Below are 26,536 nucleotides of genomic sequence, written 5' to 3'. Positions count from 1 at the left end.
TGTTCTTCGGTAAAGCGCTTCTTCATGTCCAATCTCCTTGTCGTCGTGGATTGGACTCTAAAGTCACGCGCTACTCAATTCGGGGGGGACGTCGCGTCGGCATGAGTCCGAGTTCATCCCGTTACCAGCCGGCGATGGATCGCAATACTGCTTTGAAGGAGAAGATCGTCGTGCTCGCCCAACGTCATCGGCGCTACGGGGCCGGGATGATCTATTTGAAGCTGCGGCAGGCCGGCATGGTAGTGAATCACAAGCGGGTGGATCAGAAGAAATTTTGGGGGTGAACATACGCGGCAACAACGTTGGCGCTTGCTTGGAGGAAGATCAACAACGCGTTGCGGCTCTACTTGCAAAAGACTCACCGTTGGTCACAGAAGTAGGTGATCTGATCGCCAAAACCTCAACCAAGTAAAATTCGACGGTCTCTAATCCCGAGCAGAGCAACGAAGAATCAGTGGGTGGTTTGTCAAACAATCTATCAAAAAAAGCAAGCGGCCCCCATCAACCCGACTGCTGATCTTGGTTGAGAACTTCTTCAATTTCCGCCAAAAAGCTCTGAGAAAACTCTGCCTTCGTTGCCGAAAACCACGCCCGAGCCCGCACTCCGACCTGGACTTTCTCCACGTTCTGCAGATGAATTATCGCGTCGATCGCCGCCTCAAGCGCGAGTTCATCGACGTAGTAATTGAAGCCGAGCATCTGCGGTTTGCGACCGGCGAACGGCACAAGCCGGCCACGCTCAGCGGTAACCAGTTCATTCATGGGGGGAGCATCGGTCGTCAGAACCATTGCCGCACAGCCCATCGCTTCGACAATGGAATGGCCAAAACCCTCCGCTTCCGACGGGCATAGATGTATGCCATAGGAGTTCTGCATCTTTTGCAGTTCAGTGTCGTCGAGATAGTTCAGCCTGTGGATGTTGGGGGCGCTGATACCGAGCACCAACTCTTCGTCCTGAGCGACGACCGTCAGCGCCGGCCAATCAGGCCGGCGCGCCCACACATTCAGCAAGGTGGCCGTCCCTTTTTGCTTGCTTCGCCCTGCCGAATGGAAGAAACGTGAAAAGTCCTTCTGCACACTGGCATCGTGGCGGTCGGAACTCGAGAAGCCGACAAAACGGACCTTGCCAGGCAAAAGGCGAGAGAAGACCTCCTCGGCATAGCGTGTCTTGCAGAGAATGGCATCCATTGCCGTAAGCTGGCGGTAAGTTGTCGGGCGGCACCATTCCTGGTTGGGGATGAGGATATTGGCGCGCGCGTGCGGCAACCATTCCGGAAAAACCTCTTCGAGGAAGATGTTCAATGCGTAGCGCGGTCGAACTCTGCCACCGGAAAGCCGCAGCAAGCAGCGACGCAAGCGCTCGGGATACGTGTAGCCAGCCGCATGCCTGTCGAGCAAGGAGAATCCCGATCCCTCAAGCGCCTCCCGGATCACCTCGGCATCCTTTGCCAAGCCGCTATATGGGCGATACACGAGGTTGATTTCCCTGCCCTGCCTCTTCGCCATCAGGAATGCCTCTTCAGAATGCCCCGAAAACGCGCCAACAGGCTCGGCATTGCATTTGGGCCAATGCCGGCAAGCACGTAAAGAAGTGGGCGAGCTCAGTCAAGAGCACCTTAGCGCCGGATGCTCCAGATCGCCATGGGTGCATCCCTGTTGCAAGGCATTGACAAAGTTCCGCCAGTTCTGATCGGGTTCGCCGACGCGAAAACCGTAGAACCCGTCAAAGCCGTTGGCTTTGGCACGAACGGCCATGGCCTTGATCACCGAGGTGTCGCTCTTGCCAAGTTGTACGCAGGCAGAACTCCAGACATTGATCGGCAGTTCGTCCTTCGAATAAGCCTGAAAGCCGTACTCGGAAACCTCGATGACCTGAACCGTAAACTCGCCGTCTCCCTCCCGATCGACAACCAGTCTGCCTGGGCATTTCACTGAGAAACGCTGGTGTTGCCGCAACTGGATGCCGCTGCCCTGCGGTGGTAATTCAGGGAGAACATCCCGATAGCTTGGCAAGTCGTAAATCGAGTGCAGCAGCACCTTCTTGCGTGGGTCAAGGTTGGCAAAGCCTTGGGTACGCACGTTGAAGAAGTGGTTCAGCAAGTCCGGCGTCAAGACCGGATCGTTCGTCGTGAAGTAGGGCCGATTCGGCAACTTCACGTTCGGCAGCCTGATCTCGATGAAATAGCGGAAGAGGTTCTTTCTCGGTGGCTTTGACGCATAGGCGCGGTGCAGCAGCGACGACACCCCGTTCAGATCGAGCGTCGCGCCGACGGCAGGGGCGCCGTTGGCAAAATCGTAGTTTTCGACGACATTGGCCGCGAGTCGCTCGAAAAACAACAGCGATTCGTACATCTCGATGCGGTTCGGATTGACGGCAATCAGCAGATGTCGCGTATCGAAGTACTGCGTTGCGTACTCGTACATGAATTTCATTAACGGGAAGAGGATCGCCCCGCCGGTCTTGCGGAAACGCGGATGCACTGCCAGCGCGGACACCTCGGTGAGATTCCCCTCCTTCTGCCGCACACCACTCAGATCGAAGATCTTCTGCAGCGGGAAACCAAAAGCGCTTTCGCGGATCAACGATATGGTTCCCACGACCTCGCCATCCCACTTGGCGCACAGCGTCGTTGTCGTCGGCAGGGCATGGTAGATGGTGACACGCATGCCGGACGGGTCGGGCTTCATGAAGCCGCTGTCGACATAGGCGTCGTGCAGCAAGGCGAAGCATGCCTCAAGCTCTTCGCGGGTCTCGGCGATGTTCAGCGTCAGCCGGTCGCTGGGCGTCGGGTCGCAATCGACCAGATTGCGATAGATGGCGAAACGCTGCTCGCGCGGCAAAGCCGACAACAGCTTGCGCACACTCTGGTGCCAGATCTTTCGCGAGGCGTGCAAAAAACTACGGGCCATCGAACATCCTTAATGTCGCGCGGGACATGGGGTTGGGAACATTGTCTCATCTTTCGCGGGCGGCAAAAGCAAGCCGGGACGTTGCTTCCCGCGGCAAATCTTAGCAAGGAAAGCGCTGCGAACGTTCCCGTTCCGAAGGCGCCCTAGCCTTTATGCTAGAGCTTTCAACCGTACGAATGCGTACAATCCGACGCGCCGACGGTCAGCACCAGAAACAGCCAATGACAGATGGCAAGCATATGTGAATTAGTTCCTGTCACTCGCTTCGACTTGCTCATAGCATTCTGCCGCATGAGTCGTAGTTGAAAAGCACACGCTTGCCGGTGGTCTTTTTGCGAAGATCTGAAGATCAGAAGGTTCAAAGCAGGGGTTTGACGTGGTCCGACTATTCAATCACTGGTTACGCTGGCGTTCGCTGGCGCAAATGCTTTTCGACTTCTCCTTCGTCACCATTGGCCTGCTGGTTGCCGTGCTCTGGATCGGCAACACGTTTCCGGCGGACCGCCAGCAGATACTCGTATTCAGCGCCTTGCTTGGCGTCGCCATGCTGGTCGTCAATTCCCTACTCGGCTTCTATCAGCGCTATATCAAGCGCAGCATCCTGCAAAGTTCGGCTCTCGCCGTCGTCTCCATCTATCTGGCGATCCCGCTCGCATACGGCATCTATGCAATCATGCCGATGACCGGTGTCGACAAGGACTTCATGCAGTTGTCAGCCTTGTCTGCGGTTTTCGGCATGCTCGTTGCCCGCGTCGGTTCCAATCACACAGCGGTATCGGGGATCCTGACACGCCGCATTCTCGTGTTCGGCACCGGCGCCGCGGCCTTGCAGGTTCAGCAAGCCCTTGAAAAATCCGATCCCTCGGCGATGATTCTCGGCTTTTTTCCCTGCCCGAACGAAGAGCAGGTCAGTGTTCCGAGGAACATGGTCATTGCCAGCCAGCAATCGCTCGCAGATACCGCGCGGACGCTCAGGGCCGACGAGATCGTCGTCGCCATTTCCGAGCGCCGCGGCGGTGCAATGCCGCTACGCGAACTGCTCGACTGCAAGCTCCAGGGAATTCGCGTTCTTGATCTGGCGAGCCATTTCGAACAGACGCTCGGCCAGATTCGTCTTGACTCGCTTTACGCAGGCTGGCTGATCTTTGGTGACGGTTTCCGCCAGGGCCGGGTACGAACAGCGCTGAAGCGACTGTTCGATCTGTTTTTTGCGTCCTTGCTCATCGTGCTCGCGCTGCCGATCATGGCGGTAACCGCTGCGTTCATCGCTGCTGAAAACGGCTTCCCTCTGCTTTATCGGCAGGAACGCGTGGGGCTCAATGGACGACTGTTCAAGGTCATCAAGTTCCGCAGCATGCGTCGCGACGCCGAAAAGGACGGCAAACCGGTGTGGGCGGCGGCACAGGACGATCGCGTGACCCGTGTCGGCAGGATCATCCGCAAGTTGCGCATCGACGAATTGCCGCAACTGTTCAGTGTGCTGAAGGGGGACATGAGCCTTGTCGGACCACGTCCCGAGCGCCCTTACTTTGTCGATCAGCTGACCAAGGAAATTCCCTTTTACGCCGTCCGGCACAGTGTCAAGCCGGGAGTGAGCGGCTGGGCGCAAGTACGCTATCACTATGGTGCCACCGTTGAAGATTCAGCCAATAAGCTTCAATACGACCTTTACTACATCAAGAACAATTCCTTGTTTCTCGACATGGTCGTACTCTTTGAAACGGTTGGCGTCGTCCTCACCGGCAAGGGCGCCCACTGAGGGCGGGGTTCAGCGATGCTGCCCCGAGAGCGCTTTAGCGATGGCGGCGCGCGCCTTCTCCAGCGCAAGCTCGTTGGCGCGGCCTGCCCCGTTGCCCTCGACCAGAGAAGAGCAATCGCGCAAGGCCGCCAGCAAGCTGTCGCGCTGTTCGCGCAGACGCAGGAGCTCGTCTTCGGCCGGATGCAGGTAGAGAGGACTGACGCTCCAGGCACTCGACGGCGCCATCCAGGCATCGAAGTAGGGGTACATATCGACCTTGATCAGCCCCATCGCCTCGTTTTTTTTCAGATACGCCACCGGCTTCTGCCGCGGCGGCTCTGGCGCAGCAGCAAGCATCGCGCGGTAAATAACATTGGTATTCATTGAACCGGTTTTCATCTGCTCGCGTGCGCCAGCACTACCCCCAGCTTCAAGCATTCCCGGCGTTGCCTCCGTCGGCACCAGCCTGAGCCTCTTCATGACCTGAGCATTCCGGGCGTGACGACCATTCGTGACTATACAATAGAACCTGCCCCTCCACAGCTCCTGCTGTAACGCTTAACGATAGTGCATGAATACTGAATCGGCTTCGCTGATTGTCTGGAGTTCGGGACTTGCCGCCGGCGCTTATGCGCTGCTGTCGACCTATCTTTTGTCGCTGGGCGATGAATGGCGTTCCGGCAAAAGATCAAAAACCATGCTGCTGGCCGTTGCCCTGTCGGCCTTGTGGGCCGCCCTGACTGCCTTTGCTCTCTCCAGCGAAAGCGCTTCGGCAGCTGTTCTCGCATCGCTTGCCGACATCTGCCGACACGGTGCCTGGTATGCCTTCCTTATCTTTCTGCTGATTCCGCCCACCCAGGCGCAAGCAAGAAAAGCCATCACAGTTCGCGGCGGGATGGTCGCTGCCTGCGTGGCAATGATCCTCGCAGGCATCGCGCTGCAGCTTTCTCTCGCGTTCGGCTGGCTGATTCCCGAACAGTGGCTGCGGTTAAGCCTGTTTCACAGTCTGGCCATGCCGGTTCTGGCGCTTGTGCTCATTGAGCAACTGTTCCGTGCCGTCGCCGACGACTCGCTCTGGAACGTCAAGCCCTTGTGCCTTGGGCTGGCCGGCCAGTTCATCTTCGATATCTATCTGTTTTCCGACGCGCTGATGTTCAGCAGGATTGATGGCGATGCACTGGTCGTGCGCGGCTTCATCCACGCACTGACAACGCCGCTGCTCGTTCTGGCGACGCTGCGCAGCCGTAACTGGACATCGAAAATCCGGCTTTCGCAAAAAGCCGCCTTTCACTCGGTAACGCTGCTGATTGCCGGCTTGTATCTGCTGTTCATGGCCGGCATCGGTTACTACGTCCGTTATTTCGGCGGCGACTGGGGACGCGCGCTGCAATTGGGACTCGTCTGTGCCGCCATTCTCGGCCTGGGTGTTCTCGGTGTGTCCGGCGCAATGCGCGCGAAGCTGCGTGTGCTGGTCGGCAAACACCTGTTCAGCTATCGATACGATTATCGCGAAGAATGGCTGCGCTTCACGCACACCCTGTCGGCCGAGGATTCGCCTCAGGGAATGGGGCAGCAAGTCATTCGCGGCCTGGCCAACATGGTCGAAAGCCCCGCCGGTACGCTCTGGCTACGTGATGCAAGCAATGAATCCTATCGCCAGAACGCGCGCTGGAATGTTCCGGAATGTTCAAGTAACGAGGCCGCCAACAGCTCCTTGACGCGCTTCCTGCTCGACAGCGGCTGGATCATCAATCTTGAGGAGTACCGCTGCCATCCGAGCCGTTACCGTGAACTGGAGATTCCGGATTGGCTCTCGCACATGGCAAACGCCTGGCTGGTGGTACCGTTGATGGTCGGCAACGAGATGATCGGCTTCGTCATTCTCGCCAGTTCGCGTACGACGATCGACGTTAATTGGGAAGTCAATGATCTGCTACGTACGGCCGGCTGCCAAGCGGCCGGCTTTCTGGCGAGGATGCAGGCCACCGAGGCCCTGCTTGAGGCACGCAAGTTCGACGCCTTCAACAAGATGTCGGCTTTCGTCGTACACGACCTGAAGAACATCGTGACCCAGTTGGCACTGATGCTGCGCAACGCCGAGAGGCACCGCGACAATCCCGAGTTCCAGGAAGACATGCTGATGACCGTCGGACATTCGGTTGAGCGCATGCGGCAACTGATGATGCAATTGCGCGAAGGGGCGACACCGCCCGGTACCGCCTGCGGTGTCAGCTTGCCGGAGCTCATCCAGCGCATCCAGAAAGAGAAAATGGACCAGGGGCGACCTGTCGAACTGGTGATTCAGGACCGCCTGGCGACGCGGGGCCATGAAAACCGCCTCGAGCGGGTGATCGGGCATCTCGTGCAGAATGCGCTGGATGCGACCGACAATAGCGGCAAGGTCTGGATATCGCTGAAAAAAAAGGGGGATCGTGCCGCACTCGAAATCGGTGACAGCGGCCACGGGATGAGCCCCGAATTCATCCGTGAGCGACTCTTCAAACCGTTTCAGAGCACCAAGCAGGCAGGCATGGGCATCGGTGCCTACGAAAGCTCTCAGTACATACGTGAATTGGGTGGGGAAATGCACGTTGACAGTCAGGTGGGCGAAGGAACGCGTATCACCTTGATGCTGCCGCTGTTTGAATTGCGTACAGCGTCGGATCTCGGCGAGAAGGAGGCAGCGTGAGCACGGAAAAAAACCGGCCGCTGCTCATCGTCGAGGATGACCCGGCATTGCAGAAGCAGATGCGCTGGTCGCTTGATCAGTTCGATACGCTAACGGCGGGCGACCGGGAAAGTGCGCTGGCGCAGATTCATCGCTACTGCCCGGCCGTCGTCACCATGGATCTTGGTTTGCCGCCCGCGGCCGATTCGGTATCCGAGGGATTTCGTCTGCTCGAACAGACACTGGCAGCGGCCCCCGATACCAAGATCATCGTCCTTACCGGACAGAACGACCGGAGCAACGCCTTGCGCGCAATCGGGCTTGGCGCCTATGACTTCTTTGCCAAACCATTCGAGCCCGAACTGCTGGCACTGACCATCGAGCGCGCCTTTCGCCTGCATGATCTGCAACAGGAGAACCGCCGCCTGCAAGCGGCGCAACATCCGCCGGCTCTTGCCGGACTGATTACCGGCGATGCCGGGCTGCTGCGCGTTTGCCGCAACATCGAGAAAATGGCCAGCAGCAACGTCACCGTGCTCCTGCTCGGCGAAAGTGGAACGGGCAAGGAAGTGCTGGCGCGTGGCTTGCACGAAGCCTCGCCGCGAAAAAACGGGCGATTTGTTGCCATCAACTGCGCCGCCATTCCCGAGCATCTGCTTGAGAGCGAACTGTTCGGCTACGAGAAGGGGGCGTTTACAGGCGCCGCCAAGACCACGCCAGGGAAAATCGAAAGTGCCAATGGCGGCACGCTGATGCTCGACGAAATCGGCGACCTGCCGCATCCGCTGCAGGCAAAGCTGCTCCGCTTCCTGCAGGAACGCGTCGTTGAGCGCGTCGGTGGCCGCCAGGAAATTCCGGTGGACGTACGCATCGTCTGCGCGACCCACCAGGATCTGAAATCGCTGATCAGGGAAGGACGCTTCCGTGAAGACCTTTTCTATCGCCTCGCCGAAATCGTCGTCAACATCCCCGCATTGCGCGAACGCAAGGGAGACGCCGCCCTGCTGGCGCACGCATTTGTCCGCCGTTTTTCGGCCGAGCAAAATCGCGGTAGCATGACATTGACTGAAGATGCGATCCGCGCTGTTGAAGCGCATAGCTGGCCGGGCAATGTCCGCGAACTAGAGAACTGCATCAAGCGGGCGGTAATCATGGCCGACGGCATGCAAATCACGGCGGAAGATGTCAGCCTCGAATCGGTGACCGAGAGCGACGAGGATTTCATTGATCTGCGCCGCATCCGCGAGGACGCTGAACGTCAGGCAGTGCAAAAAGCACTGGGGCGCACGGATGGCAATCTGGTGCGCGCCGCCGAGATTCTCGGCATCAGCCGACCGACCCTGTACGACCTCATGCACCGCCTCGGTTTGAAATAGAACTTCATCTGCGAAAGACAACGTTCATGAAAATGCGCAACTCCACACTGGCGGTGGCGATTTCCGCCGTTCTGCTCTCCGGCTTGCTCGGCGGCTGCAACGATGACAATCCGCAAACCCTGATCGCTTCGGGCAAGGACTTCATCGCCAAACACGACAATAAGGCAGCGATCATCCAGCTGAAGAACGCGTTGCAAAAGGATCCGAATCTCGGCGAAGCCCGCTTTTTGCTGGGCAAGGCGCTGCTCGACAGCGGCGATGTCAGCGGTGCCGAAGTCGAACTGCGCAAAGCCTTTGATCTTCGCTACGCCAATGAGCAGACGCTGCCGCTGCTCGCCAGAACAGTTCTATCCACCGGACAGCCGAAGAAAGTCACCGACGAATTCGCCAAGGCCGAACTGACTGCCGGGGAAGCGCAAGCGAATCTGAAAACGACGCTGAGCATCGCCTACGCTGTTCAGGGCGACAAAGAAGCGGCAGCGAAGGCACTGGCTGCGGCGCTGGCGGCGCAGCCGGATTACGCGCCAGCCAAACTGCTCGATGCGCGCAACAAGGCCTCTGCCCAGAACCTCGATGAAGCGCAAGCCATCGTCGAAAGCGTGCTCGCCGAAGACGCAAAGAATGAAGACGCGCTGCTGCTCAAGGGTGCCCTGCTGGCGGCCAAGGGCGAGACTGAAGCGAGCCTGCTTTTCTTCCGCAAGGCGATCGAGACCAGACCGGATTTCCTGGCCGCCCACTCCGCGCTCATCTCCAGCCTCTTCCAGCAACAGAAGTTTGACGAAGCCGGCAAGGCCATCGAGGCGCTGAAGAAAATCGCGCCGCAAAATCCGCAGACGATCTATCTCGACGCGCAAGCCGCCTATCAGCGCAAGGATTACAAGGCAACGCGCGAACTGGCGCAGCAATTGCTGAAATTCTCTCCCAACAACCCGAATGTCCTGCAACTCGCCGGCGCAGCCGAATTCCAGCTGCGCTCCTACGCGCAAGCTGAAACCTACCTGAACCGCGCGCTGCAAGCCGCACCGCAATTGCCGTTGGCACGCCGACTTCTTGTTTCAAACCATTTACGCACGGGTCAGCCGAGCAAGGCGATCGCGGCCTTGCAACCGGTACTCAATCAGGTGGACAAGGATGCCGCATTGCTGGCGCTCGCCGGCGAGGCTTATCTGCAAAGCGGTGACGCCAACAAAGCCGCGGAATACCTGAGCAAGGCGAGCAAACTCGAACCGAACGATTCAGGTAAAAAGACGGCACTGGCGCTGGCACACCTTGCGCAGGGCAACACCACCGGCGCCTACGCCGAACTCGAGCAGATTTCTTCGAACGACAAAGGAACGACCGCTGATCTCGCGCTGATCGCGGCCTATCTGCGCAACAATCAGCTGGACAAGGCTCTGCGCGCCATCGACGCCCTCGACAAGAAACAGCCTGACAACCCCGCGACCTTCAACCTGCGCGGACGTACCCTGCTCGCCAAGAAAGACGTTCCGGCCGCACGCCAGAGCTTTGAAAAGGCGCTCGCGATCAACCACGCCTTCTTTCCGGCGGCGGCAAGCCTGGCCGCTCTCGACCTTGCCGACAAGAAACCGGATGACGCGCGCAAGCGTTTCGATTCCGTACTTGCCGCCGACCCGAAAAATGCTCAGGCGCTGCTGGCACTCGCAGAACTGCGCGCAGCCAATGGCGGCACACCGGATGAAGTTGCCGGCCTGATCGGCAAGGCGATCGCCGCCAACCCGGGTGAATCAGGGCCGCGGCTGGCGCTGATCCAGTACCACATCAACACCAAGGACAACAAGAAAGCACTGGCGGCTGCCAACGATGCCATTGCTGCGATCCCCGACAAGCCCGAAATCCTCGACGCTCTTGGCCGCACCCAACAATTGGCCGGTGACAGCAACCAGTCCTTGGTCACCTTCGGCAAACTGGCGGCACTGCAACCCGGATCGCCTCTGCCACAGCTGCGCGTCGCCGAAATTCACCTGGCCAACAAGAACAAGGACGAAGCGGCGAAGAGCCTGAAGAAGGCGCTGGAAATCAAGCCTGACCTGATCGAGGCACAACGCGGACTGATCCTGTTGGCCCTTGATAGCAATAAGCCGGCCGATGCCCTCGCCATGGCTCGTGAAATCCAGAAGCAGCGACCGAAGGAAGCCAGCGGTTTTGCCTTTGAAGGCGACGTCCACGCCGCCGCCAAGGAATGGAACGAAGCAAACTCAGCCTACCGCAACGCACTGAAGCTGGCGGCCGCCCCCGAACTTGCCGTCAAGCTGTACTCGGTACTGCTTGCCTCGGGCAATGCTGCCGAAGCGGAAAAAATGGCCGCAGGCTGGCACCGTGAGCACCCGAAAGACATTGCCCTGCACATGCACCAGGGCGATATCGCCAACGGCCGAGAGGAATACGCGCAAGCGGCGCAACGCTATCGTGCGGCGCTGGACATCCAGCCGAACAATCCGCTGGTACTCAATAATCTCGCCTGGGTGTCCGGAAAGCTGAAGTCGGCCAAGGCGCTTGAATACGCCGAGAGGTCGAATCAGCTGGCGCCAAACCAGCCCGCTTTCATGGATACCCTTGCCGTCTTGCTCGCGGAAAAGGGTGAATCGGCGAAAGCCATCGAACTGCTGCGCAAGGCGCTGACAATTGCACCACAGGCCGCGAACATCCAGTTGAATCTGGCGCGGGTGCTGATCGGCGCCGGCAAGAAAGACGAAGCGCGCAAGGAACTCGATGCCTTGGCAAAGCTCGGCGACAAGTTTGCCAATCAGACTGAAGTCACCAAACTCCAGCAAGGTCTCTGAGGCCGTTGGCAATACACCGGTTTCGCAATCATCGTTTTTGACTTTCACTAATTCTCACCGGGAAAATAATGACAACAATTGCAGTCGTCGGCCTCGGCTACGTGGGTTTGCCACTGGCCGTTGAGTTCGGCAAGAAATACCGCACCATCGGTTTCGATCTTTCGGCAGCCAAGATTGAAGCCTACAAGCGCCACGTCGACCCGACCGGTGAAGTCAGCAGCGAAGAACTGCAGGCGGCAAGGCTGCTCGAAGTCGGCACCGATCCGGCAGCACTGCGCGACGCCGACTTCATCGTCGTCGCCGTGCCAACGCCGGTCGACGACGCGCACCAACCCGACTTCAGCCCGCTCGTCGGCTCGTCGACCTGTGTCGGGCAGAACCTGAAGCAAGGCGCCATCGTCGTCTTCGAATCAACGGTCTATCCGGGCGCAACCGAGGAAGTCTGCATTCCGATCATCGAGCGCGAGTCGGGAAAAACCTGGAAGAAGGACTTCTTCATCGGCTACTCGCCGGAACGCATCAATCCCGGCGACAAGGAACGTACGGTCACCAAGATCATCAAGGTGGTCTCCGGTGACACGCCGGAAACGCTGGCCAAGGTCGAGGAAATCTATGGTGCGATCATCACCGCCGGCGTTTTCCCGGCGTCAAGCATCAAGGTCGCCGAAGCTGCCAAGGTGATCGAAAACACCCAGCGCGACCTCAACATCGCGCTGATGAACGAACTGGCGATCATCTTCGACAAGATCGGCATCGACACGCTGGAAGTGCTGCAGGCAGCTGGTACGAAGTGGAATTTCCTGCCCTTCCGTCCCGGTCTGGTCGGTGGTCATTGCATCGGCGTCGATCCGTACTACCTGACGCACAAGGCGCAAAAACTCGGCTATCACCCCGAAGTGATCCTCGCCGGCCGGCGCATCAACGACGGCATGGGCAAGTTCATCGCCGAGCAGACGATCAAGCATCTGGTGCGCAACGGCCACCCGATCAAGGATGCCCCGATCATCGTTCTTGGCCTGACCTTCAAGGAAGACTGCCCGGACCTACGCAACTCGCGCGTGATCGACGTCATCCGCGAACTCGAATCGTATGGGGCGAAGGTCGTCGTCCACGACCCGGTCGCCGACGCCGCTGAAGCGCGGCACGAATACGGCGTCGATCTGGTCGCGTGGGACGCGCTGCCGAAGGCCGCCGCCATCGTTGCCGCCGTCAATCATCGTGAATTCAAGTCGCGCCCGACAGCAGAGTTTCTCGCCAAACTTGAAAAACCGGGCGTCGTCATCGATGTGAAAAGCGCACTCGACCCGTCGGCTTTTGCGGCTGCGGGTGTCGATCTCTGGCGACTGTAGGCGCAGCGATGCACTCTGCAAGGCAAAGCTCTTCGCAGCTCGCGCGCCGGGCCTTTGCCACCCTGCTCGTTATGGCTGCCTGCGCCGAACCCGCATTCGCCGGGCCGGACAGCAGCCTGCGCGCGTCGGCGCTACGCCTTGAAGCCCGTGACTTCGAGCGCGGCAATGGCGTCAGCCGTGACCCGGCGAAAGCCGTACAACTGTATTGCGAAGCGGCGCGGCTTGGCGATCTTGAAGCGCAGTACGAGCTCGGCTGGATGTACGCCAACGGGCGCGGCATTGCCCGCGACGATGCGACAGCCGCCTACTTCTTCACGATGGCTGCAAAACAGGGCGACAAGCTGTCGCAGCGCATGTTGCGTCAGGTGGGAGACCCGGTGAGCAAGCCACCTGCATGCCTTTTCGACAGCGAGGGCAGCGATCTGGTCGACGCAGCGCCGCCCGAACAACGCAAGCTTATGGACATCGTCCTGAAGCTGGCGCCCGACTACGGGGTGCAGCCGCGGCTGGCAATGGCGATCATCCGCGCCGAATCGAACTTCAACCCCGGCGCCGTTTCGCCGAAGAATGCGCAGGGGCTGATGCAGCTGATTCCGGAAACGGCAGAGCGCTTCAATGTGCGCAAACCCTTCGACCCCGAACAGAACATCCGCGGCGGACTGTCCTACCTGCGCTGGCTGCTAGCCTACTTCCAGGGCGATGTCGCACTCGTCGCCGCAGCCTACAATGCCGGCGAGGGAACGGTAGAACGCTTCCACGGCATTCCGCCCTTCCCCGAAACACGGGGCTACGTGCAACGCATCCGCGAAATATTCAAACGCGAAGATCATCCGTTTGATGCGGGAATCACAGCCCCGTCGCCGGAGCTGCCGAAGATATCCTCGCGGCGCTTGATGTGATCAGGATGCGCGCTCAGCGGGCAGGTGTGATGGCGGGACTGCTCCTGCTCCCCTCCCTCGCCACCGCCGACATGCTGGAAGCAATCGAACGCGTCAAGCCGTCGATTGTCGTCGTCGGCACCTACAAGAAAACAGACAGTCCGCAATTCGTTCTGCGCGGTACGGGATTCGTCGTCGGCGATGGCAAGCTCGTCGCGACCAACGCACATGTTGTCCCGGAAGGCGGCGATCCGGACGGACCGGCGTTGGTGATCCAGGCGCGCGTCGGCAACGAGCCGCAAGTGCGGCGAGCGTATCTCGAAACGCGTGACCGCGAGCACGACCTCGCCCTGCTGCGAATTGAGGGTGCAGCCCTGCCCGCAGTCAAGCTGCGTAATTCCGATCTGGTGCGCGAAGGTCAGGCGATCGGCTTTACCGGTTTTCCGATCGGCGGCGCGCTCGGTTTCTCGCCGGTCACTCACCGCGGCATGGTCTCGTCGGTGACGCCGATCGTCCTGCCGGGCGGCAACGCCCAGCAGCTCAACGAAAAGGTCATCCGCCGCATCAAGAGCGGCAGCTTCAACATCTTCCAGCTGGATGCCACGGCTTACCCGGGCAACAGCGGCAGTCCGGTCTTTGAGGTCGAGACAGGCGACGTCATCGGCGTCATCAACATGGTTTTCATCAAGGGAACCAAGGAAGCCGCGCTCAGCGCACCATCCGGGATCAGCTACGCAATTCCGGCCAATTACCTCAAAAACCTGCTCGAGACGCGCTGAGAAGAAGCGATCAGAGCCCCTGGCGCTCCGGCGCCGGCGCACGTTCATCCTTCGGCGGTCGCAGCAGCGCCTTGTGCGTGAGATGGCGGACGAGCAGAAAGAAGGGCATGCGCAGCCAGTGCGCACGGATGTACAGCGCTTTCTTCGCCAGCCAGGCGCCACGTACATGGCAGCTGGCATGGTTCGGACGCAGGGCGCGCGCGTAGCAGAAGTGCATGAGCCAGCGTACCGCCGGCCCGGGAGCAATGCCCGGCAGCGCTGCGATCACGGTGGGCGGAACCGGCGTATCAAGCATCTGCCTCGCGAAAACGATCGCGTAGTAAAGCGGACGCTGCAGCCCGAGGACCTCTGCCCGCGACAATAATCCGGCCCAGAAGCTTGCGTCGTCGCCGAAATGACGGAACAGGGAGTCAAGGTCGAACAGGTCGCGCAACCCGTTGTCCAGTTCCCCTTCGTGAAAGAGATGGGTGGCGCTGTGCAGCACCATGTCGATGGGTTGCAGCACATGGACATTGCTGAAACCGGCGACCGGCAGCGGATCTTCGAACAGCGCCGCCGTATTGACTTTGACGCGGGCGGTTTCGGGCAGGATGGTGTGGTGCACGTCGATCGTTGTGCCCCGTCGCACATGCAGCATCGGCGGAATTTCGTGCATCCATTGCCGGTAATAGCGCTGGTCGTAAGCATCGTGATGCGCGCCCTGCCAGCCGTGGATCATCAGGGCACTCTCGGCCTCCTCGATCTGCTCCTTGGGCACCAGGATATCGACGTCGGAGAAGGTCCGCCCCTCGGCCGTCGGCAATCCGGCCATGACATAAGCCGCGCCCTTGAGCAGGATCAGATCGACGCCAGCACTCGCCAGCGCCTCGGCGATGCAAGACACCTCCCAGCGGATCGCCAGATTCTGCCGCTCGGCCATCTTCGCCGCGGAAATCAGGTGCATTCTCGGCTGCGCCGGAACTGCCAGCAAGGTGTTCGCACGCGAAAGCCCGATGGCCAGGCGCCCCAGCAGATTGGCACGACGCCCCTGACGGATCAGCAAATCCCATTCCGCCAAAGACAGCGAAGCTGGCTGACAAGACTCCTGCAGGGCGCGGACGACGAGCTCGGTTTCAGACAAGGGAACCCGCCTTGGCCAACTCGCCCAGAACACGTTCCGCATCGTCAAGGCGGCTGTAAGTGAATTGATAGCATTCGCAACGCTCGACGAGATCGCCAATCCCATCGAATCCGGCCCGCCCGTGAACGTTGTAGTTGAACGACTGTTCAGCGAGCAACATGAAGGTCCGCGCTTTCTCGTGGCGTTCAAGCAATGCGTCGGCGCCCGCCTGATAACGCGGCAGAACGATCCAGGCGGGTCGCGCCGGCTCGCGCGCACGGCGAACGCTTTCCGGCGGTGGTTTCATCAACGCGACCGTGCCCTTCGTTGTATCTGCCACGGGAGCCGTAATGACCGCTTCAGGCGCGTGCGCCCGGATGATGCCGATCGACTGGTTCTTCAGATTGACCGGCCGCGCCATACCATAGACCAGGCCAGCGTCCATATCATAGAGCGCCAGTTCATCCGACAGCAGGCGCCAGCCGCGGTTGATCAGCGCCGCACACAGGGTGCTCTTGCCTGAACCGGGAGGCGCGGGCAGGATCATGGAACGCCCGTCACGTTCAATCACTGCGGCATGGATGATCAGGTACTGGTGGGCATGCGCCGCAACACACCAGTTGATTCCCCATTCGAGCATGGCAAAAGCCTGATGCACCGGTAGCGGAATGAACGAGGGACGCCCGTCGAAATAAAAGCGTACGAGTGGCTTGAACCAGCGCCGGAATCCTCGTTCGTACGAAACCTCGACATGGAAGTCGGCAAAGCCGTTTGAATCGACAAGGGGAAAATCGCCGTACAGGCGAAGGACATCGTCGCCCAGCGCGGAGACATTCGAGGCTAGTCGAACCGTGAACGGGAGGATGCCGATATACAGCCCCCCCCCAGACAAGGCATCAGCAACGGCACTTCGTGTAAGACCGGAAACGTTCAATTGCTGACGCTGCCAAGCAAACCGGAATATCTCAGCCGCTCAATCGCCGCATCAACTGCTTGACATATCATCGCGGGGTCTTCAGCGGTGAATTCGACAAGCATGGAGCGCTTGATTTGATCGACTGTCGCTGGTCCGCTGACAAGGACCTGACAAGTCTCGAAAGAGACAGCGTCAAGCAAATGTGTGTCGCCGCTACGCGGATCAAAAACCACCGACAAATCACCGCCATCGAAATGGCGAAACACCAAAGAGGAGCTATACAGCCCGTATCGAATCAAGATCAATGACGCCCTGACAACCCGCGCCCCATCCGATCAGGGGACGACAATCCAGTTGTTATTGAGGTACTCAATGATCTGGCCCTGGCCCCAGACAACGTGCCGCATGTTCGGTGGCGTATAGGTACCGGTCGCCATTTCCTTTAGTTCAACCAGTGTTACGCAACGATCAAGGTCGTTAGGTGTCGCTAGAGGGGCCAGCAACAGGTAATTCAGCTGCGCAACAATCACGTAACTTCTGAAGTCCTTAGTATTCAGAACATTAACAACAATGTCAGTGTCGCTCATACCGCTCGGCCTGGTCAGCGCCCCAACAGTTGAGAACAGCTTGCCAACGGTGACCTTCCTAAAGTCGAACTGACCGCCAGTCTTGTTTGTCTTGTCGTAGACCTTGCTGTAACTACTCTTGAGTTTTCCCCAAGGTTGTCCGAAGCTGTTGCGCGATGTGTTGTTGACCCAGTTATCAATGGTCCACGTCTCGTCAGCATAGGACGCATGCCCGGCGTTGGTCTTCAGACTGGTGTTCGGATTGAGCTGCTCGGAGCCCCAAGCCGAGGGTGATTTGCAGTGCCACGCCAGAACAGGCCGACTCACCAGCGTTACCGCGACAACCGCAGCCCCCTGACGGAACAGGCGCCGACGAGAGTGGGCGACACCTTCTTCGGAAGACTGAACCTGCGCCTCCTCCGAGGCAGGGTTACGTTCAACAAGTGACTCTTTTTCTTCCATGACAAGCCTTTCAGGCGCCCACGCACTTACGAAGCAAGGGTAGCAAAGAGCGCCGCGTTACTGTGTGAGCGATTTCACACTTTCAGCATTTCGTATGAACCCCCTCCTGCCTTGCATCCAAGGCCGCCCGCATCCCGGAATAGCCGCCGATGACGCTCACTGCAGGGAAAAACCCGCACCAGCATCAGCCTTGGCTGAGGGATCGTCAAGATCGAAGATGCATTCTAGGTAGTCCCTGACGAGCGGCCAGTCCTTTTTGTCCTCGTACATCGCTTTCAGCGTCTGGCCGACGATAACCACGTTCACGCCGGGGTCCAGCAAGCCCCGCAGCAACGCGTCTGGCGAGTCGTAGTCGCCGTGCTTCTGATGGTCCTGATGAACGTAGGAGTGGAAGGATACGACACGTCCGGGCTTGGCCTGTTTGCCCACGGGACAGCGCTCTCCGGCAAGCGGATCGCGCCGCTCGACGTGCCCCTGCGCAAAGCTGTCCTCAACGAGGTGCAGCAAGCTGCCAAAAGCGATGTCGGGAAGGTTCTTGCGCAGCGCCGGATTCCCGAGCGAAAACAGATCCTGCACCGTCCAGCCGACCTTGCCGAAGAATGCCGAGAAGCCGGTAAGCGGTACCTCAGCCAGGCGCTGCGCGCCGGTATAGTCGCCTGACGCGACCGCCCAGGCGAACTCGCCCCACATGAGGATGCGTTCGCGCGTGACACTCGCCGTCTCGCCATCCTGTGCCGCCATCGCATGCAGGAACTGCAGATCGCCGAAATGCGAGCGGTACATCAGGTTGCCGCCTGCGTTATCAGCGTCAAAGAAGGTCGTCTTCGATTTCTGCTCGGCATCCTTGAACAGTCGGTACCAGCACACCGGCTGGGTGATCACGCGCACCGTTTCCTGCACCCGGCACTGACCGATACTGCTTCCATTCAGACGGAAGGGAGGATCGTCGTTCCAGCGCACACCGGCGATGACAGTCGGCGGCGCATACTCTGAATCGGGGTTCTGACACGCGGACTCGACCATGCAACCGTAAATCCGATGCGTGATCTGCTCATGCACCGGGTGCGTAAACTGGTGCACGCCGCGCCCGGCGACCCCCAACTGGAAACGCTGGTACCACGGCAGATTGAGATCAGCGCGCTGACGTTCGATCAGCGTTCCGCTTGGCGACAGCTGAAAAGCCGGCACGGAAGAGCAACAAAGAGCGAGGACAGCAGCCACTGAGATTCTATTGATGACTCGGCACGACATTTCGACTCCTCAGCGAAACAAGGTCGTTGGCAAGCGCAATCGCCAGCTGGCAGGTTAAAAGTTCTCGCCGCGCTCCGGCAAAGCCAACAGCAGCGCAGCACGTGAGCATGCTACATGCCCTTTCCGGATTTTTCAGGATGACGAAGAGGACTTGGACACGGCCTTGTCACACTTCACACAAAGATGACTCAAATGCGACAAAGAGTCGACACGAACTGTTGTAAGTGTCTGAGCACTGAGCGATCATTACGGACGGAACCCAAGCAAGGTTTCGCCATTTTTCCAACAAGAGGATGACACCATGAACGACCACAGCACTTCCCGTCGCAGGCTGCTCAAGATTGGCTGTACCGCGCTCGCCGCCATCCCGGTGCTTTCCGTTGCCGGCAATGCCTTCGCAGGAACCAATGCTGCCATGCGCAAGGCTTTCAACTACCAGGACACCGCCAAGGACGGCAAGAAATGCTCCGGCTGTGCGCAGTTCGTCCCGGGAGCGTCGCCAACCGCCGCTGGCGGCTGCAAGGTCATCCCGGGCGATAACGAAATCGCTCCCGGTGGCTACTGCGACGCCTTCATCGTCAAGAAGTAGCCTGCTCCCTGGCAGCGCACGCTGCCGTCAGTCTTCACGCCGGGCATTGCCCGGCGTTTGTTTTTGGCGGGTCGAATGCGTCGAGAAAGGCAAAAAACTGATCCTGATCAAACAGCCGTTTGCCTTGCATGGCGCTCACTGCCGTGTCGGCCGTATGATACGCAGCGACAGTGTTACCGCCAGAGCCTGGCGACCTGTAGCGATTGACCCCTATTGAAAGCGGAAATTACCGTCCTGTAGTTTACTTGTCACATTGAACCGAAACCGGCCGAGACCGGTGACGGACATAACAGAGTCCTGGTGATTAACCGCATGTTTGCCCCCCTGCTGCGACTGATCAGCCGCCTGAGCGTCGGTCGCAAGCTGATGCTGATCTATCTTCTCGACCTGTCGGCGGTGATTTTCGTCTCCGGCATTCTGGTCAATGAGAAATTCATCGCCATCGATTTCGCGCGCAAGGAAATCGTCGGCAATGCCTACATCGCATCGGTGCGCGATGCTTTCGTGGCAGCGGGCGGTACGCTGGCAAGCGTACCCAGCGCCAGCGAGAGCAAAACGCTCGCGACAGCGATCGAACGCACCGAACAAAACCTGGGCGCGGAACTCGGCAGCAGCGACGTCGCCAGCGCCTTCGCTGGCGCACTTGTAGCGCTGGCTGACGAAAACCTCAGCACAAAGACGAGCGGCAGCGCGCTGGCGCGTGGCCGCGCGCTGATTACCCGCGTCGGCAACCAGTCGAACCTGATCCTCGACCCCGATCTCGACAGTTACTACACCATGTCGCTGATCGTGCTGCGCTTCCCGGAACTGGTCGAACTGCTTGACCTGACAGCGCGGCAGGCCAAGGCCACGGCGTCGCTGCCGGCAGCGACGCGCGGCGAGGCCTTGACCCAATACCTGATACTCGAAGGCCGCCTCGACGCCATCGTCAATGGCAGCGAAAGCGACTACGCCGAAGCGCTCGCCGCCGGCGACAAAGCGCTCACAACCCGACTGACACCGACGCGGACTTCGCTGCGCGAGGCTCTGGAGGCATTCCGCCAGTCGTCGCGGGCAATCATCGAGACCGGGCCGGAGCAAGCACAGTCGCTGATGGTCACGCACGCAGCTGCATTGCAGGCCGCTGCAGCCGCCTGGGGCGCTGCACAAACGGCAATGGACGGACTACTGGCGGCACGCGTCAGCCACCTTTACGAACGCATGTGGACGCACCTTGGCGCCGCGCTGGTCTTGCTGATGCTGATCCTGTCAGTCGTATTCTTCGTCGCACGGCAGATCGCTCTGCCGCTGCGCAAGCTGTCCGACGTCGCCACGCGCGTGCGCGAAACGGGCGACTACAGCTTGCGCGCCGAGCGCAGGGACGAGGACACGGCGAGCAGCGACGAAATCGGTCGTCTGCTCAAGGCATTCAACGGCATGCTTGAGCAGCTCGATCAACTGCGCCTGGTCGAGCAGGAACTGGCCGCCAGCGCGCGCGCCGCGGCGACGCAGCGCGAAATGGTCGAGGCGATTCCGATTCCGCTGGTTGTCACCGCCATTCCCTACCACGAGGTACTGCACGCCAACGGCCCGGCTCAGGTCTGGCTCGGCAACTGCGACAAGAACCCGTGGCAGATGATGCTCGAGCCGCACGCACGTACCGGTTTCTTCCAGCGCCTTGCCGATATCGGCGAAGTCCGCGAATTCGAAGCGCGCTGGCAGCGACCCGGCGAGGCGCCGTCTTGGGCACTGCTCGCCGCGCGCCGGCTGGTCTATCAGGGTCGCGACGCGGTGCTTGCCACGTTCACGCCGATCAACCGCATCAAGCAGATGGAACGCCGGCTGGCGATGTGGGCGCGCGTCTTCGAGGCCTCGTCGGAAAGCATCCTCGTCACCAACGCCGAAGGCTTCATCATCGACGTCAACCGCGCCTTCAGCCGCACCAGCGCCTTTGACCCCTCGGAACTCGCTGATCTGCCGGCATCCTCGGTGCTCGCCAGCAAGCGCAGCGATGCGGCCTTCTTCAGCGAAATCTGGCGGCTGGCGGCGATTCAGGGATCCTGGCAGGGCGAAGCCTGGCTCGGCCGCAAGAGCGGCGAGAGCTTTCCGGTCTGGCTGCTGGTCAATGCCGTACGAGATGGCGACGGCCAGATCACCCACTTCATCGCCGCCGCGCGCGACATCAGCGAGCGCAAGTCGAACGAGGAACGCATCCAGCATCTGGCGCACCACGACCCGCTGACCGACCTGCCCAACCGCGCGCTTTGCATCGAGCGCCTGCGGCTGGCGATGCAGCAGGCACAGCGCAGCGGACAAAAGATCGCCGTACTCTTCATCGACCTTGATCGTTTCAAGAACATCAACGACTCGCTCGGCCACCATATTGGCGACGCCTTGCTGCGCTCGGTCGCCAGGCGCCTGATCGACGGCGTGCGTGCCGCCGACACCGTCAGCCGCCTCGGTGGCGACGAGTTCGTCATCATCCTCAACGGCTTCGAGCATACCGATGAGGTCATGGAGATCGTCTACCAGCGCCTGATTCCGCGCATCCGTCAGCCGCACGACATCGACGGCGCCGAACTGTTCGTCTCGTGCAGCGTAGGCATCGCCGTCTACCCCGACGATGCCGAAGAAATCGACCTGCTGATGCGCAACGCCGACGCGGCGATGTATCTGGCCAAGACATCGGGGCGCAACAACGCCCAGTTCTTCACGCCGGAACTGAGCATTCAGGCGAGCGAGCGACTGTCCATCGAGAACGAATTGCGTCACGCCATCGAACGCGAGGAACTGTGCCTGTACTACCAGCCGCGCATCGCGACCCGCAGCCAGAAACTGGTCGGCATTGAAGCGCTGGTGCGCTGGCAGCATCCGGAAAAGGGCCTGCTCTCGCCGATCCGCTTCATCCCGGTGGCCGAGGAATCGGGGCTGATCATTCCCCTCGGCAACTGGATCCTGCGCGAAGCCTGCCGTCAGCACATCGAATGGCGTGGGCGCGGCATCGGCAGCATTCCCGTCTCGGTCAATCTTTCGGCACTGCAGTTGCGTGATCCGGGCTTGCTGGCAATGATCGACAGCACGCTGCGCGATACCGGCATGGAAGCGTCGATGCTTGAACTGGAACTGACCGAGTCGCTGCTGATGGAGGACGTCAGCAAGACCATCGAGTTGCTCGCCGCGATTCGCGAACGCGGCCTGAAATTGTCGATCGATGACTTCGGTACCGGCTACTCAAGCCTCAACTACTTGCGCCGCTTCCCGATCGATGCGCTGAAGATCGACCAATCGTTCATTCGCGGCATGCTTGATGACGCGCAGCACCTGGCCATTACCAAGGCGATCATCGGCATTGGCCAGACGCTCGGTTTGCGCGTTGTCGCCGAGGGCGTCGAGCAGGACGAGGAACTGCGCGTACTGACGGCAGCCGGCTGCGACGAAATCCAGGGCTACTACTTCAGTCGGCCATTGCCTGCGGCAGAGATGGCAGCGTGGATCGCCAACTACGGCACCAAGGACTGAGCGCGGCAGGTAAGCTGCGCCGGTTCTGCCCGCGACGCATCGGCGGGGCCAAGCTGGCTAGCGCTAGCGGGAAGGTCCGCTCCGCCGCCGCTCGGCACGGAACAGCGCCGCAATCGTCTTGGCGTCGGTAATCCCGCCGCTTTCAACGGCGGCGACCGCCGCATCGAAAGACATGCTGAGCACATCGAGAAACTCGCCGGCGTCAAGTTGCGGTGCTGAAACGCGGCGCAGGCCGCGCGCGAGAAATATCTCGATACGCTCGTTCGAGTAACCGATGCACGGGTGCATCACGCCCAGGTGCTGCCAGTCATCGGCGACGTGACCGGTTTCCTCAAGCAGCTCGCGCTGCGCCGTGGCGAGAATGTCTTCGCCGGGATCGATCTTGCCGGCCGGCAGCTCCAGGAAGACGCGACGCAGCGGGTAGCGGAACTGGCGTTCGAAAAGCAGTTCGCCGTTATCCAGCTCGGCAAGGATGACGACCGCGCCGGGGTGCACGACGTATTCGCGCATGCCGGTCTTGCCGTCGGGCAGGCGCACACGGTCGCGACGCACTTCGAGCAGGCGGCCGCGAAACACCTGTTCGCTGTCGATCATTTCCTCGGCGAGAGGATCAGCTGCAGGCTTGGGCATCGGCGGCGCTGCCTTGATCAGCCGAGAATCGTCAGTGACAGGCGGACCGCCAGCAGGCAGAACCACATCAGGATGTCCGGAAACAGCCCGAGCACGGCAACGGCAAGGCCATTCAGCGAAATCAGCAGCTTCACTTCGAGCGGCGCATGAATCGGCGATGCGTCGGCGGGCGCGTCAAAGTACATCAGCTTGACGATGCGCAGGTAGTAGAAGGCACCGACCACCGACAGCAGCACGGCGACGATCGCCAGCCACAGATAGCCGGCAGCGACGACCGCCTGCAGCACCGCGAACTTGGCAAAGAAGCCGACGAAGAACGGGATGCCGGCCATCGAGAACATGAGCATCATCAGCATCGCCGCGAACCATGGATTGCGACGGTTGAGGCCCTTGTAGTCGTCAATGTTGTCGGCCTCGAAGCCGGCGCGCGACAGTAACAGGATCATGCCGAAGGTGCCGGCGCTGGAAAGCACATAGACGACGATGTAGAACATCGCCGAGCTGTAGGCATTCAGCGCGTAGCGCGCATCGCCACCGACGACGCCCGACGCCAGCGCGAGCAACAGGAAGCCCATGTGCGCGATCGCCGAGTAGGCGAGCATGCGCTTCATGTTGTGCTGGGCGATGGCGGCGATGTTGCCGATACCGATCGACAGCACCGCCAGCAGGATCAGCATCATCTGCCAGTCGTGCGAGAGGACGATCAGGCCGTTGGCCAGCATGCGGATGACGATGGCGAATGCGGCGAGCTTCGGCGCCGTGCCGAGGAACAGGGTCACCGCCGTCGGCGCACCGTGATAGACGTCCGGAATCCACATGTGGAAGGGAACGACGCCGAGCTTGAAGGCGATGCCGGCGACGAGGAAGACCAGACCAAAGACGAGGATGGTGTGATTGGCCTGCCCGGCCTGCAGGCGCTCGGCGACTTCGGCGATCTCGAGCGAACCGACCGCGCCATAGACCATCGACATCCCATACAGCAGCAGCCCCGAGGCCAGCGCACCGAGGACCAGATACTTCATCGCCGCTTCCGCCGCCGTCGGCGAATCGCGGTCAAGCGCCACCATCGCGTAAAGCGACAGCGACAGCAGCTCGATACCCAGATAGATCGTCAGGAAATGCCCGGCCGAGATCATCACCATCATGCCGAGTGTCGCGAACAGCGTCAGCGTGTAGAACTCGCTGCGTCCGAGCAAGGGCCGGGCGAGCAGGTAGGCACGTGCGTAGAAGAGGACGACGATCACCGTCAGGTAGAGCAGCAACTTCAGCACATCCGCCATGAAATCATGGACGTACATGTTGCTGAAGGTATAGACCACTTCACCCGAAGCACCCGCCCAGGTGACGAATGCGGCACCGAGCAGCGTCAGAATCGTCAGTGCGAAAACGGCCGTGCGGCGCGGGTCCTTGACGAACAGATCGACGATCAGGATCAGGCAGCTCATCGCCAGGACGAACAGTTCCGCGGCTGCGGGACGCAGGTCGGGCAGGACGAATTGCATTTCGGCGAGAGTCATGGTGCGGCGGCGTCCTTACTGGATCTTGCTGACGGCGATGTGGCGCAGCAGTTCATTGACCGAACTGTGCATCACTTCACTGAAGGGCTGCGGATAGAGGCCCATGCCGATGACCGTTGCCGCGAGCAGCGCGAGGATGGTGAACTCACGCGCATTGATGTCGTTCAGCGCGGCGACCTTGTCATTGGCGACCTTGCCGAAGACCACGCGTTTGACCATCCACAGCGTATAGGCCGCGCCGAGAATCAGCGTCGTCGCGGCGGCAAAGGCGACCCAGAAATTCGATTGCACCGCGCCAAGGATGACCATGAATTCGCCGACAAAGCCCGAGGTGGCCGGCAGGCCGGCGTTGGCCATGGCGAAGAGCATGAAGAAAGCGGCGAATTTCGGCATGGTGTTCACGACGCCGCCGTAATCGGCGATGCGCCGCGAATGCATGCGGTCGTACATGACGCCGATGCAGAAGAACATGGCGCCCGAAATGAAGCCGTGCGAGATCATCTGGATCAGCGCGCCCTCGATGCCGATCGCCGAGAAGATGAAGAAGCCGAGGGTGACAAAACCCATGTGCGCAATCGACGAATAAGCGACCAGCTTCTTCATGTCTTCCTGCACCAGCGCAACGAAGCCGATATAGACGATGGCGATCAGCGACAGTGCAACGATCAGGCCGGACAATTCATGCGAAGCATCAGGCGTGATCGGCAGCGAAAACCGGACGAAACCGTAGGCGCCGAGCTTCAGGGCGATCGCCGCGAGAACGATCGAGCCGCCGGTCGGTGCCTCGACGTGTGCGTCGGGCAACCAGGTATGCACCGGCCACATTGGAATCTTGACGGCGAAAGCGACGAGGAAGGCGAGGAAGATCCACACCTGCTCGCGCAGGCTCAGCGACGTCTGGTGCCAGTCGAGAATCGAGAAGCTGCCACCTGAAGCGAAGAACAGGTAGAGCAGCGCGATCAGCAGCAACAGCGAGCCGAGCAGCGTGTACAGGAAGAACTTGAACGCCGCATAGACGCGGTTGGCGCCGCCCCAGATGCCGATGATCAGGTAGAGCGGAATCAGCGATGCCTCGAAGAAAACGTAGAACAGCACGCCGTCGAGCGCCGAGAAGATGCCGTTGAGCAATCCCGACATGATCAGGAAAGCCGCGTTGTACTGGGCGACCTTGCTGTCGATCACCTGCCAGCCAGCGAGGATGACGATGACGGTGATGAAGCTGTTGAGGATGAGGAACAGCATCGAGATGCCGTCGACACCGAGCAGGTATTCGATATTGAAACGCGAGATCCAGCGATGCTGCTCGACGAACTGCATCGCCGGCGTGCTGGTATCGAAACCGGTGTACAGCGGCAGCGTCACGGCAAAGCCGACGAGCGCGCCGGCCAGCGCCAGCACCCGCGCCAGCGGCGCGTTACGGTCGCCACCGGTCGCCAGCACGGCAAGACCGGCCAGGATCGGTATCCAGATGGCGAGAGAAAGCAGTGGAGCCTCTGACATGGTATTCCC

The 26,536-nt window shown here is 60.2% G+C and carries 21 protein-coding genes; 10 read left to right on the top strand and 11 right to left on the bottom strand.

Annotation, left to right across the window (positions count from 1 at the left end):
* Positions 1-284: IS3 family transposase (locus tag GGD90_RS18405; RefSeq protein ID WP_411841042.1), on the top strand; the 284-nt coding region annotated here is incomplete at its 5' end.
* Between the two features lie 217 nt (positions 285-501).
* On the opposite strand, the gene GGD90_RS12830 is transcribed toward GGD90_RS18405, so the two are convergent.
* On the bottom strand, positions 502-1,506 hold the full coding sequence (locus GGD90_RS12830; RefSeq protein WP_153117199.1) for a glycosyltransferase: 1,005 nt from the start codon (positions 1,504-1,506) through the stop codon (positions 502-504).
* Positions 1,507-1,605: 99 nt separating this feature from the next.
* On the bottom strand, positions 1,606-2,910 hold the full coding sequence (locus tag GGD90_RS12825) for a GNAT family N-acetyltransferase (protein WP_153117200.1): 1,305 nt from the start codon (positions 2,908-2,910) through the stop codon (positions 1,606-1,608).
* Between the two features lie 376 nt (positions 2,911-3,286).
* On the opposite strand from GGD90_RS12825, the gene GGD90_RS12820 reads away from it, so the two are divergent.
* A complete protein-coding gene (locus tag GGD90_RS12820) occupies positions 3,287-4,669 on the top strand; it encodes a TIGR03013 family XrtA/PEP-CTERM system glycosyltransferase (protein ID WP_153117201.1) in 1,383 nt (460 codons plus the stop codon).
* Positions 4,670-4,678: 9 nt separating this feature from the next.
* On the opposite strand, the gene GGD90_RS12815 is transcribed toward GGD90_RS12820, so the two are convergent.
* Entirely contained in the window at positions 4,679-5,032 is a 354-nt protein-coding gene (locus GGD90_RS12815) for a hypothetical protein (protein WP_153117202.1), read from the bottom strand.
* A 187-nt stretch (positions 5,033-5,219) separates the two neighbouring features.
* Here GGD90_RS12815 and prsK point away from each other — a divergent pair, with 187 nt between their 5' ends.
* The 6 genes from prsK (at position 5,220) to GGD90_RS12785 (ending at position 14,499) form a co-directional block, all read left to right on the top strand.
* Entirely contained in the window at positions 5,220-7,337 is a 2,118-nt protein-coding gene (prsK, locus tag GGD90_RS12810; protein WP_153117203.1) for an XrtA/PEP-CTERM system histidine kinase PrsK, read from the top strand.
* Complete coding sequence (prsR, locus tag GGD90_RS12805) at positions 7,334-8,692, top strand: PEP-CTERM-box response regulator transcription factor (RefSeq protein WP_153117204.1); 1,359 nt, start codon at positions 7,334-7,336, stop codon at positions 8,690-8,692. Before prsK ends, prsR begins: the two co-directional genes overlap by 4 nt.
* A 26-nt stretch (positions 8,693-8,718) precedes the next feature.
* Positions 8,719-11,493: an XrtA/PEP-CTERM system TPR-repeat protein PrsT gene (prsT, locus tag GGD90_RS12800; RefSeq protein WP_228273764.1), complete on the top strand. Its 2,775-nt coding sequence runs from the start codon at positions 8,719-8,721 to the stop codon at positions 11,491-11,493.
* 68 nt (positions 11,494-11,561) lie between these two features.
* Complete coding sequence (locus GGD90_RS12795) at positions 11,562-12,842, top strand: nucleotide sugar dehydrogenase (protein ID WP_153117205.1); 1,281 nt, start codon at positions 11,562-11,564, stop codon at positions 12,840-12,842.
* Between the two features lie 8 nt (positions 12,843-12,850).
* A complete protein-coding gene (locus GGD90_RS12790) occupies positions 12,851-13,741 on the top strand; it encodes a transglycosylase SLT domain-containing protein (RefSeq protein ID WP_153117206.1) in 891 nt (296 codons plus the stop codon).
* Between the two features lie 29 nt (positions 13,742-13,770).
* Complete coding sequence (locus GGD90_RS12785) at positions 13,771-14,499, top strand: S1 family peptidase (RefSeq protein WP_228273765.1); 729 nt, start codon at positions 13,771-13,773, stop codon at positions 14,497-14,499.
* Between the two features lie 10 nt (positions 14,500-14,509).
* Here the strand turns inward: GGD90_RS12785 and GGD90_RS12780 are convergent, their stop codons facing one another.
* The 5 genes from GGD90_RS12780 to GGD90_RS12760 form a co-directional block, all read right to left on the bottom strand.
* Positions 14,510-15,718, bottom strand: coding sequence for a nucleotidyltransferase domain-containing protein (locus tag GGD90_RS12780; protein WP_221227765.1), 1,209 nt, complete (start codon positions 15,716-15,718; stop codon positions 14,510-14,512).
* Positions 15,612-16,532, bottom strand: coding sequence for an HprK-related kinase A (locus GGD90_RS12775; protein ID WP_153117208.1), 921 nt, complete (start codon positions 16,530-16,532; stop codon positions 15,612-15,614). The genes GGD90_RS12780 and GGD90_RS12775 overlap by 107 nt, the downstream gene beginning before the upstream one ends.
* The gene (locus GGD90_RS12770; protein ID WP_184415166.1) at positions 16,529-16,813 is read right to left on the bottom strand and encodes an HPr-rel-A system PqqD family peptide chaperone; all 285 of its coding nucleotides are present in this window, start codon (positions 16,811-16,813) and stop codon (positions 16,529-16,531) included. Before GGD90_RS12770 ends, GGD90_RS12775 begins: the two co-directional genes overlap by 4 nt.
* Positions 16,814-16,849: 36 nt before the next feature.
* Positions 16,850-17,542 carry a hypothetical protein gene (locus tag GGD90_RS12765; protein WP_153117210.1) on the bottom strand — a complete coding sequence of 231 codons (693 nt, stop codon included), beginning with the start codon at positions 17,540-17,542 and terminating at the stop codon, positions 16,850-16,852.
* A gap of 156 nt (positions 17,543-17,698) precedes the next feature.
* Positions 17,699-18,763 carry a hypothetical protein gene (locus GGD90_RS12760; RefSeq protein ID WP_153117211.1) on the bottom strand — a complete coding sequence of 355 codons (1,065 nt, stop codon included), beginning with the start codon at positions 18,761-18,763 and terminating at the stop codon, positions 17,699-17,701.
* Positions 18,764-19,094: 331 nt separating this feature from the next.
* On the opposite strand from GGD90_RS12760, the gene GGD90_RS12755 reads away from it, so the two are divergent.
* Both GGD90_RS12755 and GGD90_RS12750 read left to right on the top strand, forming a co-directional pair.
* On the top strand, positions 19,095-19,382 hold the full coding sequence (locus GGD90_RS12755; RefSeq protein WP_153117212.1) for a high-potential iron-sulfur protein: 288 nt from the start codon (positions 19,095-19,097) through the stop codon (positions 19,380-19,382).
* 312 nt (positions 19,383-19,694) lie between these two features.
* The gene (locus GGD90_RS12750) at positions 19,695-22,880 is read left to right on the top strand and encodes a bifunctional diguanylate cyclase/phosphodiesterase (RefSeq protein ID WP_153117213.1); all 3,186 of its coding nucleotides are present in this window, start codon (positions 19,695-19,697) and stop codon (positions 22,878-22,880) included.
* A 63-nt stretch (positions 22,881-22,943) separates the two neighbouring features.
* Here GGD90_RS12750 and GGD90_RS12745 read toward each other — a convergent pair whose 3' ends face one another.
* The 3 genes from GGD90_RS12745 to GGD90_RS12735 are packed head-to-tail and all read right to left on the bottom strand — an operon-like array spanning position 22,944 to position 26,527.
* Positions 22,944-23,510 carry an NUDIX domain-containing protein gene (locus GGD90_RS12745; protein ID WP_153117214.1) on the bottom strand — a complete coding sequence of 189 codons (567 nt, stop codon included), beginning with the start codon at positions 23,508-23,510 and terminating at the stop codon, positions 22,944-22,946.
* 17 nt (positions 23,511-23,527) lie between these two features.
* Entirely contained in the window at positions 23,528-25,012 is a 1,485-nt protein-coding gene (gene nuoN / locus GGD90_RS12740) for an NADH-quinone oxidoreductase subunit NuoN (protein WP_153117351.1), read from the bottom strand.
* 30 nt (positions 25,013-25,042) lie between these two features.
* Positions 25,043-26,527, bottom strand: a complete 1,485-nt coding sequence (locus GGD90_RS12735) for an NADH-quinone oxidoreductase subunit M (protein ID WP_153117215.1) — start codon at positions 26,525-26,527, stop codon at positions 25,043-25,045.
* Between the last annotated feature and the right edge of the window lie 9 nt (positions 26,528-26,536).

It is taken from the genome of Rhodocyclus tenuis, assembly GCF_014197755.1.
In the GTDB taxonomy this organism is placed as follows: domain Bacteria; phylum Pseudomonadota; class Gammaproteobacteria; order Burkholderiales; family Rhodocyclaceae; genus Rhodocyclus; species Rhodocyclus tenuis.
The sequence above is the reverse complement of the archived record's forward strand: the minus strand, read 5'-3'. Positions and strand labels throughout refer to the sequence as shown.

Bases quoted from the DNA above. Each gene is read 5' to 3' on its own strand.
- GGD90_RS12755 (WP_153117212.1), top strand. From the start codon at position 19,095: ATGAACGACCACAGCACTTCCCGTCGCAGGCTGCTCAAGATTGGCTGT.
- GGD90_RS12795 (WP_153117205.1), top strand. From the start codon at position 11,562: ATGACAACAATTGCAGTCGTCGGCCTCGGCTACGTGGGTTTGCCACTG.
- GGD90_RS12825 (WP_153117200.1), bottom strand. From the start codon at position 2,910: ATGGCCCGTAGTTTTTTGCACGCCTCGCGAAAGATCTGGCACCAGAGT.
- GGD90_RS12750 (WP_153117213.1), top strand. From the start codon at position 19,695: ATGTTTGCCCCCCTGCTGCGACTGATCAGCCGCCTGAGCGTCGGTCGC.
- GGD90_RS12765 (WP_153117210.1), bottom strand. From the start codon at position 17,542: ATGGAAGAAAAAGAGTCACTTGTTGAACGTAACCCTGCCTCGGAGGAG.
- prsT (WP_228273764.1), top strand. From the start codon at position 8,719: ATGAAAATGCGCAACTCCACACTGGCGGTGGCGATTTCCGCCGTTCTG.
- GGD90_RS12830 (WP_153117199.1), bottom strand. From the start codon at position 1,506: ATGGCGAAGAGGCAGGGCAGGGAAATCAACCTCGTGTATCGCCCATAT.
- GGD90_RS12735 (WP_153117215.1), bottom strand. From the start codon at position 26,527: ATGTCAGAGGCTCCACTGCTTTCTCTCGCCATCTGGATACCGATCCTG.
- GGD90_RS12790 (WP_153117206.1), top strand. From the start codon at position 12,851: ATGCACTCTGCAAGGCAAAGCTCTTCGCAGCTCGCGCGCCGGGCCTTT.
- GGD90_RS12815 (WP_153117202.1), bottom strand. From the start codon at position 5,032: ATGAATACCAATGTTATTTACCGCGCGATGCTTGCTGCTGCGCCAGAG.
- nuoN (WP_153117351.1), bottom strand. From the start codon at position 25,012: ATGCAATTCGTCCTGCCCGACCTGCGTCCCGCAGCCGCGGAACTGTTC.
- GGD90_RS12745 (WP_153117214.1), bottom strand. From the start codon at position 23,510: ATGCCCAAGCCTGCAGCTGATCCTCTCGCCGAGGAAATGATCGACAGC.
- prsK (WP_153117203.1), top strand. From the start codon at position 5,220: ATGAATACTGAATCGGCTTCGCTGATTGTCTGGAGTTCGGGACTTGCC.
- GGD90_RS12785 (WP_228273765.1), top strand. From the start codon at position 13,771: ATGGCGGGACTGCTCCTGCTCCCCTCCCTCGCCACCGCCGACATGCTG.